Origin of the sequence: Pseudomonas gessardii, assembly GCF_001983165.1 — a bacterium.
GTDB classification, from domain to species: Bacteria; Pseudomonadota; Gammaproteobacteria; order Pseudomonadales; family Pseudomonadaceae; genus Aquipseudomonas; species Aquipseudomonas gessardii.
This window is the reverse complement of sequence record NZ_MNPU01000007.1, coordinates 81,875-98,040: the sequence shown is the minus strand read 5'-3', so window position 1 is coordinate 98,040 and position 16,166 is coordinate 81,875. Positions and strand designations below refer to the sequence as shown.

The following is a 16,166-nucleotide window of genomic DNA, read 5'->3' as shown; positions in this document are numbered from 1 at the left end:
CTTAGGGGTGTTCGATGCGCCGCTGCAGCAAGTTGATCAGCAGCAGCAGGACAAAGGAAACCACCAGCATCAGCACGCCGATGGAGGTAGCGCCGGTGTAGTCGTATTGGTCGAGCTTGACCATGATCAGCAGCGGCAGGATCTCGGTTTTCATCGGCATGTTGCCGGCGATGAAAATCACCGAACCGTACTCACCCACGCCGCGGGCGAACGCCAGGGCGAACCCGGTCAGCCAGGCCGGCAGCAGCGCCGGCACGAGGATGTAGCGGAACACCTGCAAGGGCTTGGCCCCCAGGCAGGCGGCGGCTTCTTCGATTTCCCGGGGGATGTCGGCCAATACCGGCTGCACAGTGCGCACCACAAAGGGCAGGGTGACGAAGGTCAGGGCCAGGGTGATGCCCAAAGGGGTGTAGGCGATCTTGAAGCCCATGTCGGTGGCGAACTGGCCGACCAGGCCGGACGGCGCGTACAGCGCGGTCAGCGCAATACCGGCCACGGCGGTGGGCAGGGCGAACGGCAGGTCGATCATCGCGTCGATAATCTTGCGCCCGGGGAAGGTGTAGCGCACCAGCACCCAGGCCAGCAGCGTACCGATCACGCCATTGATCAGCGCGGCGTACAGGGCGGTACTGAAGCTCAACTTCAAGGCTGCCCAGACCCGCGGCGCCGAGATGATGGCCCAGAACTGATCCCAGGTGAGTTGGGCGGCGTGGACAAACATGGCCGCCAGCGGTATGAGCACAATCAGGCTGAGGTACACCAAGGTGTAGCCCAGCGTCAGCCCGAAGCCGGGTATGACGGGGGAGATACGACGCGACATAAAAGTCCTTGGTTAGCGGGTAGAGACCACTGCCGGAGCAAACCTTTGTGGGAGCCGGGCTTGCCCGCGATGCAGGCACCTCGGTGTGTCAGTTACACCACGGTGATGCTATCGCGGGCAAGCCCGGCTCCCACACAAAGCTCGCGCCTGGCAGTAGTGTGGCTTACTGCGCCGAGTAGATCTGGTCGAACACGCCACCGTCATTGAAGAATTTCGGTTGGGCAGTTTTCCAGCCGCCGAAGTCTTTGTCGATAGTCACCAGCTCCAGTTTCGGGAACTGCTGGGCGTATTTGGCGGCCACATCCTTGTCACGCGGGCGGTAGAAGTTCTTCGCCGCAATCTCCTGCCCAGCCGGGCTGTACAGGTGGTTGAGGTACGCCGTGGCGATTTCAGTGTTGCCCTTTTTCTCGGCGTTCTTGTCGACCACGGCCACGGGTGGCTCGGCGAGGATCGACAGGGACGGCACGATAATGTCGAACTTATCGGCGCCGCCCTCTTCCTTGAGGGCCAGGAACGCTTCGTTTTCCCAGGCCAGCAACACGTCACCCTGACCGTTGTTGACGAAGGTGATGGTCGAACCGCGTGCGCCGGTGTCGAGGATCGGCACGTGCTTGAACAGCGCTTTCACGTACTCCTGAGCCTTGGCTTCGCTGCCACCAGCCTTGAGGCCATAGGCCCAGGCGGCAAGGAAGTTCCAGCGGGCGCCGCCGGAGGTTTTCGGGTTTGGTGTGATCACCGAGACGTCCGGCTTGATCAGGTCGCCCCAGTCCTTGATGCCCTTGGGGTTGCCCTTGCGTACCAGGAACACGATGGTCGAGGTGTACGGTGTGCTGGCTTCGGGTAGGCGGGTCTGCCAGTTCTCTGGCAGGGTCTTGCCCAGCTTGGCGATTTCGTCGATGTCGCCGGCCAGGGCCAGGGTCACCACGTCGGCGCGCAGGCCATCGATCACCGCCCGGCCTTGCTTGCCCGAACCACCGTGGGACTGCTGGATCTTCACATTGTCGCCAGGGTGCGCCTTCTTCCAGAAACTGCTGAATTCGGCGTTGTACTCCTGGTACAGCTCACGGGTCGGATCGTAGGAAACGTTAAGCAGCTCGTAATCCTTGGCCACTGCGGAACCGGCAAACACAGCGCTGGCCAGGGCGGCCAGGGCGGCCAGGGCATAACGGCGAATCGACGACATAGACAAGCTCCTGAAATTCTTGGGTGTTGGCTTTTCTTATTAGTACGGGCCCTGCAATCGAATCGCCGTGTTGGCTCAGCTCGGCTTGTTGCCCGGGCTCTGCAAGCGGAATTTCTCTTTGCGTTCGATCTGCACCACTTGGGCGTTGTGTACGGTGATTTCCACTGCGCCAAAACGCAGGTCACGCAATGCGCTTTGGATCTCGCGCAAAATGGCTGCTTCGTCCTGGCCGTCAACGCTGCGTAGAGATGCGCTCATGGTCGTGCTCCTGAAATGAGAAGTGCCTGGCAGTGGCGGCACTGCTTGCGGCGTGAGGGCGATAGTAGATAAGCGCGGATATTCTTAAAAATACTATTTAAGAATGTTTATATAACCAGAAAAATTTTTCAGGCAGGACACGACGTTAAGGCGTGTGCCCATATAAATGTGGGAGCGGGCTTGCCCGCGATGGCGGTGTATCAGTGCCAGATTTATTGGCTGACACCCCGCTATCGCGGGCAAGCCCGCTCCCACATTTACTGTATTTCAGCCCCGGGGGCTTAGCGGATGGCGGGGGCTCTGGCCCAATCGATATCAGCCGCCAGCATCGGCCGGCCAAACCAGTAGCCCTGGCCCAGGTCGCACTGGTGATCCAGCAGGAACCGCGCCTGGTCCCGTTGCTCGATGCCTTCGGCATGCACTTGCATGCCCATGCTCTGCGCCAGGGCGATGACCACCCGCACAATCGCCGCATCGTCTTCATCCCACGGCAGGCCGGCGACAAAGCCCTGGTCGATTTTCAACTTCTGCACCGGCAACCGCTTGAGACGCAGCAGTGACGAATAGCCCGTGCCAAAATCATCGATGGCCAGGCTCAGGCCCAGCTCGCGCAGGCGGTGCAGTTGCTCCAGGGCCACTTCCGGGTCATCCATCACTGCGCTTTCGGTGACTTCCAGCTCCAGCTTCGCCGGGTCCAGGCCGGTGTCGTGCAGCACCTTGGCCACCTGCTCGTACAGTTCATGGCGGGCAAACAGGCGGCTGGAGATATTCACCGCCAGGAAAGACAGGCCCCTGCCCTCTGCCAGCCACCGGCACATCTGGCGACAGGCCTGGTCCATGACCCAGGCGTCGATCTCAGCGATCAGCCCGGTGCGCTCGGCAATCGGGATAAATTCCGCCGGCGACACCAGGCCGCGCAATGGGTGCTGCCAGCGCACCAGGGCTTCCACGCCAATCATCCGGCTGGTTTGCAGGTCGTGGACCGGTTGGTAGTAAACCCGTAGTTCCTGCTGATCGAGGGCGCGGCGCAATTCATTGCCGATCTCGATCCGATGCTGGGCATGGGCGGTCAGTTCCTCGGTGTACAAGGCGTAGCCTTCGCGCCCGGAACTCTTGGCCTTGAACAGCGCCGAGTCGGCGTTACGCAGCAGTTGTTCGGCGCTCAAGGCGTCGCTGGGGAACAGGCTGATACCAATACTGACGCTGACAAACAACTGGTGGCCGTCGAACACGAACGGCTGCTTCATACCGTCGATGATGCGCTGGGCCAGGGCCGCAGCCTGGACCACCTGTGGACAACTTTCCGCCAGCACCGCGAACTCATCACCGCCCAGGCGCGCCAGGGTCACGCCGGGGCCGAACAGGCCTTGCAGGCGCTCACCCACGGCCTTGAGCAACTGGTCACCGACATTGTGGCCAAGGCTGTCGTTGATGATCTTGAAGTGGTCCAGGTCAAGCAGCAGCAATGCACAGCCACGCTTGTGGGTTTGCGCCGAGGCCAGCGCCTGCTCGGCGCGGTCGGTGAACAGCAGGCGGTTGGGCAGGTCAGTCAACGGGTCGTGGTGGGCCAGGTGGGCCAGTTCGTGCTCGGAATGCTTGATCGCGCTGATATCGGAAAACACCGCCACGTAATGGCTGACCTGGCCCTGGTCATCATGGATGACGCGGATGGTTTGCCACTGTGGGTAAATTTCCCCGCTTTTACGTCGGTTCCAGATCTCGCCGCTCCACTCGCCGTCTTGATTGAGGCTGCGAAACATTTGCTCATAAAACGCCGGCGAGTGGCGACCGGATTTGAACAGGCTCGGCTGGCGGCCCATCACGTCTTCCACCTGGTAACCGGTGATTTCGATAAAGGCGCGGTTGACGTGGACAATCCGCCCACGGGCGTCGGTGACCAGCACCCCTTCGCGGGTGCAATCGAACACCGCCGCCGCCTGGCGCAGGCGCTCGCGGTTTTCCTTCAAGGGTTGCTGGATGCGATGGACGCGGGCGCTACGGGCACACAACAGGAAAATAAACAGCGCGCTGAGGCTGACCCACAGGTAGCCGCGCAGCATCTGCCACTGCACCATTTCCCTGGGTTCATCGATGAAATTGATAAATACCTGCTGACTGAGCTGTATCCACAAGATGGAAATCAGCAAATACACCAACCCTGCACGCAGGGCACCTCGGTATGAAAGCAGCATATCGCTAGTAATCCTTACTAAAAAACAGAATCGCCCTACAAAGACTGCGGATTATAGGATAAGTAACATCTCGTCACTCCTATTCAAAAGGGTGACTGGTTTTATCTGTAGGCTTAGTGATAATGCGTGAGCTGTTCTTTTCTTTATCTGAGGGCCATACAGCCTATGTGGTACAACGGTTTTCTTGACTTGTCAGCCTGGCAACTGGTGGCAGTCACTCTGTTGATGACCCACGTGACCATCATCGGTGTCACGGTCTATCTGCACCGCTATTCAGCCCACCGCTCCCTGGAGCTCAATGCTGGCCTGAAACACTTCTTTCGCTTCTGGCTGTGGCTGACCACGGCGCAGAACACCCGCGAGTGGACCGCCATCCACCGCAAGCACCACGCCAAGTGCGAAACCGTCGACGACCCCCACAGCCCGGTGATCAAGGGCCTGTCCACGGTCCTGCGCAAAGGTGCCGAGCTGTACCGCACCGAGGCGGAAAACCCCGAGACCCTGCGCATCTACGGCAAGAACTGCCCGGAGGACTGGATCGAGCGCCAGCTCTACACCCGCTATCCGCTGCTGGGCGTGGCCCTCATGGGGGTGATCGACGTGCTGCTGTTCGGCACCATCGGCATCACCATCTGGGCGATCCAGATGATGTGGATCCCGTTCTGGGCCGCCGGCGTGATCAACGGCCTGGGCCATGCCGTCGGCTATCGCAACTTTGAATGCCGCGACGCGGCGACCAACCTGGTGCCGTGGGGCATCATCGTCGGTGGCGAAGAGCTGCATAACAACCATCACACCTACCCCAACTCCGCCAAGCTGTCGGTCAAGAAGTGGGAATTCGACCTGGGCTGGGCCTGGATCAAGGTGTTCAGCTTCCTGCGCCTGGCCAAGGTGCAGCGCGTCGCGCCGATTGCCCACCGGGTCGAAGGCAAGGGCCACTTGGACATGGACACCGCCATGGCGATCCTCAACAACCGCTTCCAGATCATGGCCCAGTACCGCAAGCTGGTGATCGCGCCGCTGGTCAAGCAGGAGCTGGAGAAGGTCGATCATTCGGTACGCCACCAGTTCCACCGGGCCAAGCGCCTGCTGTCGCGGGAAACCAGCCTGCTGGATGAGCGCCACCACCTGCGTATCCAGAGCATGCTGGAGCACAGCCAGGCCTTGAAAGTGATCTACGAAAAGCGCCTGGCGCTGCAACAGATCTGGCTCAAGACCAGCAGCAACGGGCATGACATGCTCGCGGCCATCAAGGAATGGGTGCACGAGGCCGAGGCCAGCGGGATCCAGTCCCTGCGCGACTTTGCCCACCAGTTGAAGACCTACTCGTTGCGCCCGGCAAACGCCTAGGTGTCACAGGAGCCGGGAGGACGCCCAGTCCTTACCGGCTCCACAGTTTTTTGGCGCCATTTCACAGTCGCCGAACATTCCGTCTCATTCGCGACTGATAACGGAACTTAGCTGCAATTCCCCTCTCTCAAACAACACTTCGCCATCCTGGCGGGCCTTGTTTTGACTGCTGTTCAATGCTACGGCATGTCCAGAGAGAATTGTGCCGATGGTCCACGAAACGGACTCCCCAACCGCCACCCCACCTGAGTCGACGGACGCGTCGCGGCCGACTGCTGCCGCCACGTTGCTGGCGTTGATGCATGCCCAGGGCGAAGTGGAGCGCCTGAGCGAGCGCGAACAGCTGTTGAGCTCGCTGCTGGTCAGTGTCAACGCCGTGCTCTGGGCCATTGAGTGGGAAACCCGGCGCGTGCTGTACGTCAGCCCTGCCTATGAGCGTATCTTCGGGCGCTCGGCCAGCCTGCTGTTGGCTGAACACCGTGGCTGGCGCGACAGCATCCACCCCGAAGACCAGCAGTACGCCGAGCAAAGCCTGGCCCAGGTGCTGGAGTTGGGGGCGGTCGAGGATCGCCAATACCGCATCATCACTGCTGACGGGCAGATCCGCTGGCTCAGCGACAAGTGCTTTACCAACCAGCAGGCCACCCCGGGAAAACCGCTGATTGTGGTGGGCATCGCTGAAGACATCACCGAAAAAAAGCACCTGGAACTCGAACTGCAACGCCTGGCCACCACCGACGTGCTGACCCGCAGCAGCAACCGCCGGCACTTCTTCGAGTGCGCCCATCACGAATTTGAACGCGCCTGTGCCCAGGGCCTGCCCCTGGCCTTCCTGTTGCTGGACATCGATAACTTCAAGACCATCAACGACACCTACGGCCACCTGGAGGGCGATCAGGTGTTGTTGCGTATCGCCGAGAGCGGGCGCGGGGTATTACGCCGTGGCGACCTGTTCGGGCGCATTGGCGGCGAAGAATTTGCGGCGGTCCTGCCAGGATGCGCGCCGGAAAGGGCCATGCAGGTTGCCGAACGCCTGGGCCAGGAAGTGCGGCAACTGGGTTTCAGCCATGAAGGCCGGCCCTATGGCGTGACCGTCAGCCAGGGCCTGGCCAACCTCACGGCCGAAGATGCCACCCTGGACAGCCTGTTCGCCCGGGCCGATGCGGCCATGTATGAAGCCAAGCGCCAGGGCAAGAACCGGGTAATTGTCGGCTGAATACCTGGCCTTTCATGGCGTTAAAAAATAGCGAAGATCAAATGTGGGAGCGGGCTTGCTCGCGAAGACGTCGGCCCAGCAAACATTGATGTTGACTGACCCACCGCTATCGCGGGCAAGCCCGCTCCCACAGGGGGTTCCGACCTGGCAGAGGATTTTGCGCACGCCACAAACAATGTGGGAGTTGTCGAGCTTTAGCGAGGCTACGATAGCGGCCGCATATTCAGCATCATTGCTGCCTGACCCACCCCCTATACAGGCTTGCGGAGGCGCATCAGCTCTGAAAGCCCGATTCTGAGCAGCCGCGCCGTCTTGCCCTTGGCCAGCGCCTCGACCCCCTCGTGCTCGCTCAGCCCCGCCAGTTGCGCCGCCATGTTCATCACCAGCGCTTCACGGGAATACACCCCACCTTCGAGGGAATACACCGCCGCAATCAATTGGCGCAACTCCAGGGGCAAGCGCCAGCGGATGCGCAGCGCCGAGCCATAGCTGGCACCAAAGCGGTCGAGCGCAGCAGCGATCATTTCGTCATCCAGCTCGCCACCGCCCTGGCACCACTCCTGCAAGCTGCGCAAGAGGGCCAGGTCGCCCAGCCGATGGAGAATCCCGGCGCTGTAGCAGCGCTCGTGGTCAAGGTCGAGCATACGTGCCAGCGAGCGGGCGTAATGCGCGGTTTGCCGGGACAGTTGCCAATGGTGCTCGGCGTGTTCCATCAGGCGGGCATCGCTGAGGATCACATTGTGCTTGAGGGCCAGGCCGAGGATCAGGTTCATGCTCTGCCCTGCCGCCAGTTTGTGCAGCGCCATGGACAGGGTCTGCACCGGCGTACCGTGATGGCCGGCGCTGTTGGCGGCGGCGATCAGCACTGCCGTGATCTGTGGATCGACCTTGACCTGCTCTTCCAGTTGCTTGAGGTCCAGGCCCTCCGGCGCCAGGCTGCCGTGCACAGCGGCTTTTACATCAACCCGCAGCGGCGCGCCGTCCGACAGCTCGCGGCGGTGCTCCAGGAACACCGGCAAGGTCATGCCCGCGGCCAGGGCCGGGATTTGGCAATACACCGTTTCGCCCTCATTGAGCAGCAGGTCCTGCAGGCGTTGCGTGAGGCCTTCCATGTTCAGGGGCTTGGTCAGGTAAGCGGTGGGCGCCAGCGGCAATGCTTCGCGCACACTGGCACTGTCATTGCGCGTACTCAACAGGATAAACGGCAACGCCGGCCCCTCCCGGCGCTGGCGCACACTGCGCAACAGGCTCAGGCCATCAACACCCGGTAGCTCCCAGTCGGCAATGATCAAATCGTAGGGTTTGTCTCGCAGCAACTCGGCGGCGTGCTGCCCGTCGGCGCACACATCCAGCCGCGCGTCGCAACGCACATTCAACAACACCTGCTTGAGCAAATCCCGCGACCAGGGGTCGGTCTCGGCAATCAGTACACGGGGTACAGCAGGTAAATCAACCGCAGTCATGCAGCACGCTCCATCGGCAATCCCTGCACATTAGACAAAGAAGCCGCCCGTGAGCAAAAAAAAACCGCATACGCGGTTTTTTTGTTCACGGGCGGCGTCTTTGAGCGACAAGCTGCAAGCGTTACATCACTTGCAGCTTATAGCTTGCCGCTCAAAGCTCTGCGAAGCACTCTTCGATGATCGCCAAGCCTTTGTCCAACTGCTCATCCGGCGAGGTCAGCGGGACCAGTACGCGCAATACGTTGCCGTAGGTGCCGCACGACAGCAGGATCAGGCCCTTGTCACGCGCCTTGGCTACTACGGAGGCAACCGCCGCAGCGTTCGGCTTATGGCTGTCGCCATCCTCGAACAGCTCGACCGCGATCATCGCGCCCAGGGCACGCACTTCGCCGATTACCGGGTACTTGGCCTGGATAGCCTTGAGGCCGGTGACCAGACGCTCGCCAACCGCCTTGCAGCGGTCCAGCAGGTGCTCTTCTTCAAACACTTCCATCACCGCCAGGGCTGCGGCGCAAGCAATCGGGCTACCGGCATAGGTGCCACCCAGGCCGCCCGGGGCGATGGCGTCCATGTATTCGGCCTTGCCGCACACACCGGCCAGCGGGAAGCCACCGGCGATGGATTTGGCGAAGGTAGTCAGGTCGGCGGTAACGCCCATCTGTTCCATGGCGAAGAAGGTCCCGGTACGGCCGGCACCGGTTTGCACTTCGTCGGCGATCAGCAGGATGCCGTGCTTGTCGCACAGTTCGCGCAGGCGCTTCATAAAGGCTTTAGGCGCGATGTAGAAACCGCCTTCGCCCTGTACCGGCTCGATGATGATGGCTGCGATATCACGCGGCTCGGCATCATTTTTGAAGATGCGTTCGATGCTGGCGATGGAGTCGTCAATACTCACGCCGTGCAACTCGTTCGGGTACAGCGCACGGAAGATGCCGCCAGGCATCAGGCCCATGCCCGCGGAGTACGGCACGACCTTGCCGGTCAGGCCCAGGGTCATCATGGTACGGCCGTGGTACGCGCCGGTGAAGGCGATCACGCCGGCACGGCCTGTCGTGGCCCGCGCGATTTTCACGGCGTTTTCCACGGCTTCGGAACCGGTGGTGACCAGCAGGGTTTTCTTGGCGAAATCACCCGGGACCTTGGCGTTGACTTTTTCGCACAGCTCCACGTAAGGCTCGTAGGCCAGGACCTGGAAGCAGGTGTGGGTCAGCTTGTTCAACTGCTCGGTCACGGCCGCAATGATTTTCGGGTGCAGGTGCCCGGTGTTCAGCACGGCGATGCCGCCGGCGAAGTCGATGAACTCGCGACCTTCAACGTCAGTCACGGTGGCGTTCTTCGCGGATTCGGCGAAGATCGGGTGAATCTGGCCAACACCGCGCGGTACAGCGGCTTCGCGGCGTTTCATCAAGGAAGCGTTGGTCTTGTTGCTCATAAAGTCCTCATTCGCCACTCATCGGGTGGCGCGGTCCAAGGATTACGTGGTGGGGAGGCAACTACGCCAGCATGCGATGATCGACTGCCGCAGCTTTCCCGGCCACTTGTGAAATAACATTCAAAACACGCAAAGGGTCAGCGCTCTCGTGCCCTTTGCGTTTCACGCAATGCCTTGCCGGGTTTAGATGCCCAGGCAGAGGTATTTGATTTCCAGGTAATCCTCGATCCCGTACTTGGAGCCTTCACGGCCCAGGCCCGACGCCTTGATACCGCCGAACGGCGCCACTTCGTTGGAGATCAGCCCGGTGTTGACGCCGACCATGCCGTACTCCAGGGCCTCGGCCACACGGAACACACGGCCCAGGTCACGGGCATAGAAGTAGGACGCCAGGCCGAACTCGGTGTCGTTGGACATGGCGATCACTTCGGCTTCGTCTTTGAAGCGGAACAGCGGCGCCAATGGGCCGAAGGTTTCTTCCTTGGCCACAGCAGCGTTTTTCGGCACGTTGGTGAGGATGGTCGGCTCGAAGAAGTTGCCTTGCATGACCTTGCCGCCTGCCAACAGGGTCGCGCCTTTGCTCAGGGCATCGGCGATGTGCTCCTGGACCTTGGACACGGCTTTTTCATCGATCAGGGGACCGGTGGTGGTGCCTTCTTCCAGGCCATTGCCGATCTTCAATTTGGCGACGGCCACTTTGAGCTTTTCAGCGAATGCGTCGTACACCGAATCCTGGATGTACAGGCGGTTGGCGCAGACGCAGGTCTGGCCGTTGTTGCGGTACTTGGAAATGATCGCGCCTTCGACGGCCTTATCCAGGTCGGCGTCGTCAAACACGATAAATGGCGCGTTGCCGCCCAGCTCCAGGGACACTTTCTTGATGTCCTTGGCGCATTCGGCCATCAACTGGCGACCGATTTCGGTCGAGCCGGTGAAGGACAATTTACGCACGGTCGGGTTGCTGGTCAGCTCGCTGCCGATATCGCCAGCGCTGCCGGAAACCACGCTGAACACGCCGTTGGGGATGCCGGCACGCTGGGCCAGTTCAGCCAGGGCGAACGCCGAGAACGGGGTTTGCGACGCCGGCTTGAGGACCATGGTGCAACCGGCAGCCAGGGCCGGGCCGGCTTTACGGGTGATCATCGCGGCCGGGAAGTTCCATGGCGTGATGGCAGCGGTGACGCCGATTGGCTGCTTGATCACGATCAGCCGCTTGTCCGGCTGATGGCCAGGGATCACGTCCCCGTAGATACGCTTGGCCTCTTCGGCGAACCACTCGATGAACGAAGCGGCGTAGACGATTTCGCCCTTGGCTTCGGCCAGTGGCTTGCCCTGCTCCAGGGTCATCAGGCGCGCCAGGTCATCCTGGTTCTCGATGATCAGCTCGAACCAGCGCCGCAGCTTGTTCGCACGGTCCTTGGCGGTCAGTGCACGCCAGGCCGGCAAGGCCTTGTCGGCGGCTTCGATGGCCCGCCGGGTTTCGGCGGCGCCCATCTTCGGCACGGTGCCCAGGATCTCGCCAGTCGCGGGGTTGTTGACCTTGATCGTTTGACCGTTGTCCGCATCGACCCAAGCGCCATCAATAAAAGCTTGTTGGCGGAACAATTGGGTGTCTTTAAGCTGCATGTCGGCTTTCCTTAACAGCACCGCGCGCGCGCGGGGCAAATTAGAGTTGTTGAAAGGCGCCTTGAAGGCTGCCGTCAGGGAAATCAGTCACTGGGCGCAAGCAAGCACATAGCGCACGGGAGACAGAGCGTTTGAAATCTCAAACGAATCCTAGGATCAAAGGGGGGGTAGGGCAATAGTCTGTTCAAAAAAAAGAACGAAAAGGGCATATTTGCCGGACTATTCTGACAAGCGTAACGGACCCGAATTGCGCATCACCGGCACACACCGCCCGGTACAGAGCCTCGCTACTCCAGAATCCCACCAGCAGACGGCCAAAAACCAGCATGGACGCCCAAGGTCGACATGGGTATGATGGCGCCCGCACAAGCATCCGTAGCTCAGCTGGATAGAGTACTGCCCTCCGAAGGCAGGGGTCGTGGGTTCGAATCCCGCCGGGTGCACCAGATACAGATAAAAAAGCCCCAGGTCGCAAGACCTGGGGCTTTTTTGTGGCTCAACGCTTTTGCAACGCCTCCAACCGCGCAGGCAGGTTTTCCTCGGGAAAACGCTTGTGCAAGGCCAGCAGCTTTTCATCCGCCGCCCTGCTCTCACCCGCCCGGCGCAGGCGCACGATTTCCTCAAGCCCTTGCTTCAGGGACTGGGGCTTGGCGGCCATTTGCTTGCTCATTTTTGCCACGGGCTCATCGGCCATGACCGCCGCCATCTCGGTCTGGACCGGCGTGCTGTCGGCCTGCGGCACCATTGCCATACGCGCCATCGGCGCTGGGGCGGCGGGCGCAGAGAGTGCCTGAGGCGGCGGCGCGGCGGCGTACTGGGTAACCTCGGGCTGGTTGAGGTCGGGCACTGGCGAGCGCATGACCACGCCAATCAACAGTGCGACCCCGGCCACGGTAGCAAACGCCATCTGCCAGCGTGGCCGTTGGCAGGCGTGCAGCCAGCGTTGCCACAGGCTTGGCGCTGGCGTGGGGGCTTCGCGGCGGGCGGTGGCGAGGATGAAGGCGTCGAGGGACGCGGACGGCTCGCTGGCGCTGTGTTGGCGAAAGTGCTGGATCAGCCCTTCGTCTGTCGGGTCCTGGGGGTGTCGGGAGTCAGTCATACGGGTACCTCCTCGGCCAGCAGCCGACGCAGTTTCTGCTGGGCGTAACGCAAGCGGCTTTTTACCGTTTCCAGTGGGCTGCCGGTGAGGGCGGCGATTTGCGGCAGTTCCAGGTCGCCGTGCAGGCGCAGCATAAACACTTCGCGCTGGTCTTCGGGCAGGTCTTGCAACGCCGCATCGAGGCGGCCCTGGTCGCGGCTCAGGCTCAGTTGCTGCTCGGGGCCGGCACTGTCGTCGGGTTGGGCGTGCTGTTGTTCGTCGTAGCTGTCGTGCAACGGGTTGTGGATGCCGTGCTTGCGCCAGTGGTCGATCAGGCGGTTGCGGGCAATCTGGAACAACCAGGTACGAAAACTCGCCCGGCCCTGTGGCTGGGTAGTGCTGCGGATCAGGCTGAGCCAGGTGTCCTGGTAGATTTCCTCGGCCAGTTCGGCCTTGTTGCACAGGCCCACGAGAAACCGGTAGAGGCCCTGGCGGTGCCGGGCATACAGGGTCTCGAATGCAGCAGCATCGCCGGTGCGGTAGCGGGCCAGCAGCAATTCGTCGCTGGGTGGATCATCTGGTACGGCCATGTTAAGTGGCGAACTCCTTTCGATGGATCACTGCAGATTACCTGTGGGAGCCGGGCTTGCCCGCGATGGCGGTGGGTCAGGCACTATCGGCGGCACTGGCCCACCGCCATCGCAGGCAAGCCAGCTCCCACATTGGCTCTATATCGTGTGCAAGATCAGTGTTTGAGGCTTTGGGCCAGTTCCACCAGTTGTACGAATTCATTACGCAGGCCGTAGGGGTCATCAGCGCGGGCCGAACGGGCCAGGGTGGCGGTGTCCTTCAGGCTCATGGTGCCAGTGTAGCGGCCATCGCCCTTGAGCTGTTGGGCGAAGGCAGCTACAGCCGCCGCGAAGCGCAGGTCGGCGCTGGCGGCCTGTTGAGCATTCTTGATCGGGTGTTCGATCAGACGACTGCTGCCACCCGCCGCTGGCTTGTAGCGTACCCGCAACATGGCCAGTTCTGATGCGTTACCCTCGGCAGCCTTGGCCTGGGCATAGCGCAACGGTTCCAGCCAGCCTTTTGAACCCTTCGGTACAATTTCATACAGCGCCGTCACGGTATGCCCGGCGCCGATCTCACCGGCGTCTACCTTGTCATTGCTGAAATCCTCACGTTTCAAGGCGCGGTTTTCATAGCCCAGCAGGCGATATTCGCTGACCTGGGCCGGGTTGAATTCCACCTGCAACTTCACATCCCGCGCTACCACGGCCAGGGTCGAGCTGAGTTGCTCCACCAGCACCTTGCGGGCTTCGCGCAGGTTGTCGATATAGGCGTAGTTGCCATCGCCCGCGTCGGCCAGTTGTTCCATCAGGTGTTCGTTGTAGTTATCCACGCCAAACCCCAGGGTGGTCAGGGACACGCCGCTTTTGCGCTGGTCCACGGCCATTTGCTTGAGGCTGTCGAAGTCGCTGATGCCGACATTGAAGTCACCGTCAGTGGCCAGCAGGATGCGGTTGATGCCCTTATCGATAAACCCTTCGCGGGCCATCTGATAGGCCAGCTCGATGCCCGACGCCCCCGCTGTGGAGCCGCCGGCGGTCAGTTGCTCGATGGCGTTGCGGATTTTTGCCTTGTCGCCCCCGGATGTGGGCTTGAGCACCACCCGCGATTCACCGGCATACACCACCAGGGACACGCGGTCCTGATCGCGCAGTTGCTCCACCAGCAGTTTGAGGGTGCTTTTCACCAATGGCAGGCCTTCGCGGCGGTCCATGGAGCCGGAAACATCCACCAGGAACACCAGGTTGGCCGGCGCCAGTTCGGCCACGGCACGCTCGGAGGCCTTGATGCCGATACGCAGCAGGCGTGTATTGGGGTTCCAGGGGGTGGCGGCGACTTCGGTGGTCACGCCAAAAGGCGAGCCATCGGTGGGCAGCGCGTAGTCGTAGGGGAAGTAATTGACCATTTCCTCAAGTCGCACGGCGCCTTCGGGCGGCAGCTGGCCTTGGTTGAGGAAACGTCTGACATTGGCGTAGCTGCCCGTGTCGACATCGACGCTGAAGGTTGAGACCGGGGTTTGGGCCACGCTGTGCACCGGGTTATCCGGCAGGTTTTGATATTGCTCACGGGGTTCGGCGCGGTATTCCATCGCCACGGCGTCATGCATGGCCATCGGGGCCGGCATCGCCATCCTTTTGAGCATGGCGCTCTGGGCCTGAACGGGCGCGCTGTGCAGTTCGGGGACGGCAGCCGCTTCGGGCGCCTTGGCCTCGTCACGGGACGACAGCCCACATCCGGCGAGCGCCACCAGCAAGGTCACGGCAAAGCCCTGGGCAGCGGGACGTAGGAAGAGAAGAGGATGGGACATGGGCTGAACCTCGTGAGTGAATGATGCGTTCACAAGGTCAGACGTAGGGGCGTTGGGATTCGGGTTAGCGTGCGGTCACTCAATCCAGGTGGGAGCTGGTTTGCCAGCTCCCACATTGGATCGGCAGTGACTGGTCCAGATCAGTCCGAGCCGTACTTGGGCGAGCGCGGGCCGTACAGCAGGCCGGTGCGTTGCCCGGCCGACAACAGGCGCGCGCTGGTGATGCCGGCAATCGGGTGCGCCGCGTCGGTGGAGCTGTTGATCACTTGCTTGACCGCCGCCGTGATCAGCATGCCCACCAGGCCGCCCCCGTTGTTGTTGCCTTCCTCGCTGGAAGCCCGTGCCGAGCCGGTCCACAAGGTGGTGCCGGTGCGCAGGTCGACCAGTTTGGCCGAGGCCATCACCGAGGTGTCGCTGGTGATCAGCATGTACTGGGTGCCGTACTCGCTGACGGTGATGTACAACGCCGCGTCTGCGCCGAAGATCTCGTGCAGCTTGCCCGGCGCCACGCCCTGGATATCGTTGGCGGTGGTCAGGCCGTTCTGGCGGAAGGTTTCATCCACCAGGGCAATCGGCATCACGTAGTAGCCGGCTTCGGCCAACGGGTAAGTCACCTGCGATACCAGGCTGTAGGACGCCTGCACTTCAGGGGACTCGTTGATCGGTGGCAGCACCAGGATCGACTTCGGCCGCGCCTGCTTGTACGCCGAGTAATCGACAGTCTTGGGCGCCGCGCAACCACCCAGCAAAGCCAGGGCCAGCAAGGCGCCGGTGAGTTTCAAAAAGCTCATTGCTTCACCTCTGGGGCCTTGGCGTTCTTGAGCAAAAAGTCCATGTAAGCCGCAGACTCGGGGAACAGCGCCTTCTCGGTGCGGAACTGCTGCACCATCTGGTCATCCTTGCCCATGCTCAGGTACAGCATGCCCAAATGGGCGTGGTAGCCCGGTGGGGCCTGGCGGCCACTGGCGTTGATCTTTTGCAGGTCGCGTTCCAGCGCTTCGACCTGGGCTTCCTTGGGCTCGCCCTTGAAGTACTCGTAAACCTGTGGCTGGTAGCTTTCCCATTGATACAGGGGCTTGGGCGCCGTCTGGCACCCTGCAACCAGCGCGGTTGCTGTCAGCATCAGCGCTAACTTCACTGCCTTGCTCATCCGTGTACTGCTCCTTGAAAA

The 16,166-nt window shown here is 61.6% G+C and carries 14 protein-coding genes and 1 tRNA gene; 3 read left to right on the top strand and 12 right to left on the bottom strand.

The window, feature by feature from the left end; genetic code table 11:
- Position 1: 1 nt before the first annotated feature.
- From cysT to dibA, 4 genes are all read right to left on the bottom strand, one after another.
- On the bottom strand, positions 2 to 820 hold the full coding sequence (gene cysT / locus BLL38_RS07710; RefSeq protein WP_029299485.1) for a sulfate ABC transporter permease subunit CysT: 819 nt from the start codon (positions 818 to 820) through the stop codon (positions 2 to 4).
- A gap of 163 nt (positions 821 to 983) precedes the next feature.
- The gene (locus tag BLL38_RS07705; protein WP_076962021.1) at positions 984 to 2,003 is read right to left on the bottom strand and encodes a sulfate ABC transporter substrate-binding protein; all 1,020 of its coding nucleotides are present in this window, start codon (positions 2,001 to 2,003) and stop codon (positions 984 to 986) included.
- A 75-nt stretch (positions 2,004 to 2,078) separates the two neighbouring features.
- A complete protein-coding gene (gene oscA / locus BLL38_RS07700; RefSeq protein ID WP_029299482.1) occupies positions 2,079 to 2,261 on the bottom strand; it encodes a sulfur starvation response protein OscA in 183 nt (60 codons plus the stop codon).
- A 281-nt stretch (positions 2,262 to 2,542) separates the two neighbouring features.
- On the bottom strand, positions 2,543 to 4,453 hold the full coding sequence (dibA, locus tag BLL38_RS07695; protein ID WP_076962020.1) for a phosphodiesterase DibA: 1,911 nt from the start codon (positions 4,451 to 4,453) through the stop codon (positions 2,543 to 2,545).
- 165 nt (positions 4,454 to 4,618) lie between these two features.
- On the opposite strand from dibA, the gene desA reads away from it, so the two are divergent.
- Positions 4,619 to 5,803 (top strand): delta-9 fatty acid desaturase DesA, encoded by a 1,185-nt coding sequence (gene desA / locus BLL38_RS07690; protein WP_076962019.1) that lies wholly within the window; start codon positions 4,619 to 4,621, stop codon positions 5,801 to 5,803.
- A 208-nt stretch (positions 5,804 to 6,011) separates the two neighbouring features.
- Positions 6,012 to 7,019 (top strand): sensor domain-containing diguanylate cyclase, encoded by a 1,008-nt coding sequence (locus BLL38_RS07685; RefSeq protein WP_076962018.1) that lies wholly within the window; start codon positions 6,012 to 6,014, stop codon positions 7,017 to 7,019.
- A 251-nt stretch (positions 7,020 to 7,270) separates the two neighbouring features.
- On the opposite strand, the gene BLL38_RS07680 is transcribed toward BLL38_RS07685, so the two are convergent.
- The 3 genes from BLL38_RS07680 to gabD form a co-directional block, all read right to left on the bottom strand.
- Positions 7,271 to 8,482 carry an HDOD domain-containing protein gene (locus tag BLL38_RS07680; RefSeq protein ID WP_076962017.1) on the bottom strand — a complete coding sequence of 404 codons (1,212 nt, stop codon included), beginning with the start codon at positions 8,480 to 8,482 and terminating at the stop codon, positions 7,271 to 7,273.
- A 151-nt stretch (positions 8,483 to 8,633) separates the two neighbouring features.
- Positions 8,634 to 9,914, bottom strand: a complete 1,281-nt coding sequence (gene gabT / locus BLL38_RS07675; protein WP_076962016.1) for a 4-aminobutyrate--2-oxoglutarate transaminase — start codon at positions 9,912 to 9,914, stop codon at positions 8,634 to 8,636.
- 183 nt (positions 9,915 to 10,097) lie between these two features.
- Positions 10,098 to 11,540 (bottom strand): NADP-dependent succinate-semialdehyde dehydrogenase, encoded by a 1,443-nt coding sequence (gene gabD, locus BLL38_RS07670; RefSeq protein ID WP_076962015.1) that lies wholly within the window; start codon positions 11,538 to 11,540, stop codon positions 10,098 to 10,100.
- A 369-nt stretch (positions 11,541 to 11,909) separates the two neighbouring features.
- On the opposite strand from gabD, the gene BLL38_RS07665 reads away from it, so the two are divergent.
- Positions 11,910 to 11,986 (top strand) — tRNA-Arg (locus BLL38_RS07665).
- A 50-nt stretch (positions 11,987 to 12,036) separates the two neighbouring features.
- On the opposite strand, the gene BLL38_RS07660 is transcribed toward BLL38_RS07665, so the two are convergent.
- The 5 genes from BLL38_RS07660 to BLL38_RS07640 all read right to left on the bottom strand — a co-directional run bounded on the left by BLL38_RS07660 (position 12,037) and on the right by BLL38_RS07640 (position 16,145).
- Positions 12,037 to 12,639, bottom strand: a complete 603-nt coding sequence (locus BLL38_RS07660) for a hypothetical protein (RefSeq protein ID WP_076962014.1) — start codon at positions 12,637 to 12,639, stop codon at positions 12,037 to 12,039.
- Positions 12,636 to 13,208, bottom strand: coding sequence for an RNA polymerase sigma factor (locus BLL38_RS07655; protein ID WP_076962013.1), 573 nt, complete (start codon positions 13,206 to 13,208; stop codon positions 12,636 to 12,638). Before BLL38_RS07655 ends, BLL38_RS07660 begins: the two co-directional genes overlap by 4 nt.
- A 155-nt stretch (positions 13,209 to 13,363) precedes the next feature.
- Complete coding sequence (locus BLL38_RS07650) at positions 13,364 to 14,995, bottom strand: vWA domain-containing protein (protein ID WP_076962012.1); 1,632 nt, start codon at positions 14,993 to 14,995, stop codon at positions 13,364 to 13,366.
- Between the two features lie 140 nt (positions 14,996 to 15,135).
- Positions 15,136 to 15,786, bottom strand: a complete 651-nt coding sequence (locus BLL38_RS07645; protein ID WP_076962011.1) for a DUF799 domain-containing protein — start codon at positions 15,784 to 15,786, stop codon at positions 15,136 to 15,138.
- Positions 15,783 to 16,145 carry a DUF4810 domain-containing protein gene (locus BLL38_RS07640; RefSeq protein ID WP_076962010.1) on the bottom strand — a complete coding sequence of 121 codons (363 nt, stop codon included), beginning with the start codon at positions 16,143 to 16,145 and terminating at the stop codon, positions 15,783 to 15,785. Before BLL38_RS07640 ends, BLL38_RS07645 begins: the two co-directional genes overlap by 4 nt.
- Positions 16,146 to 16,166 lie beyond the last annotated feature (21 nt).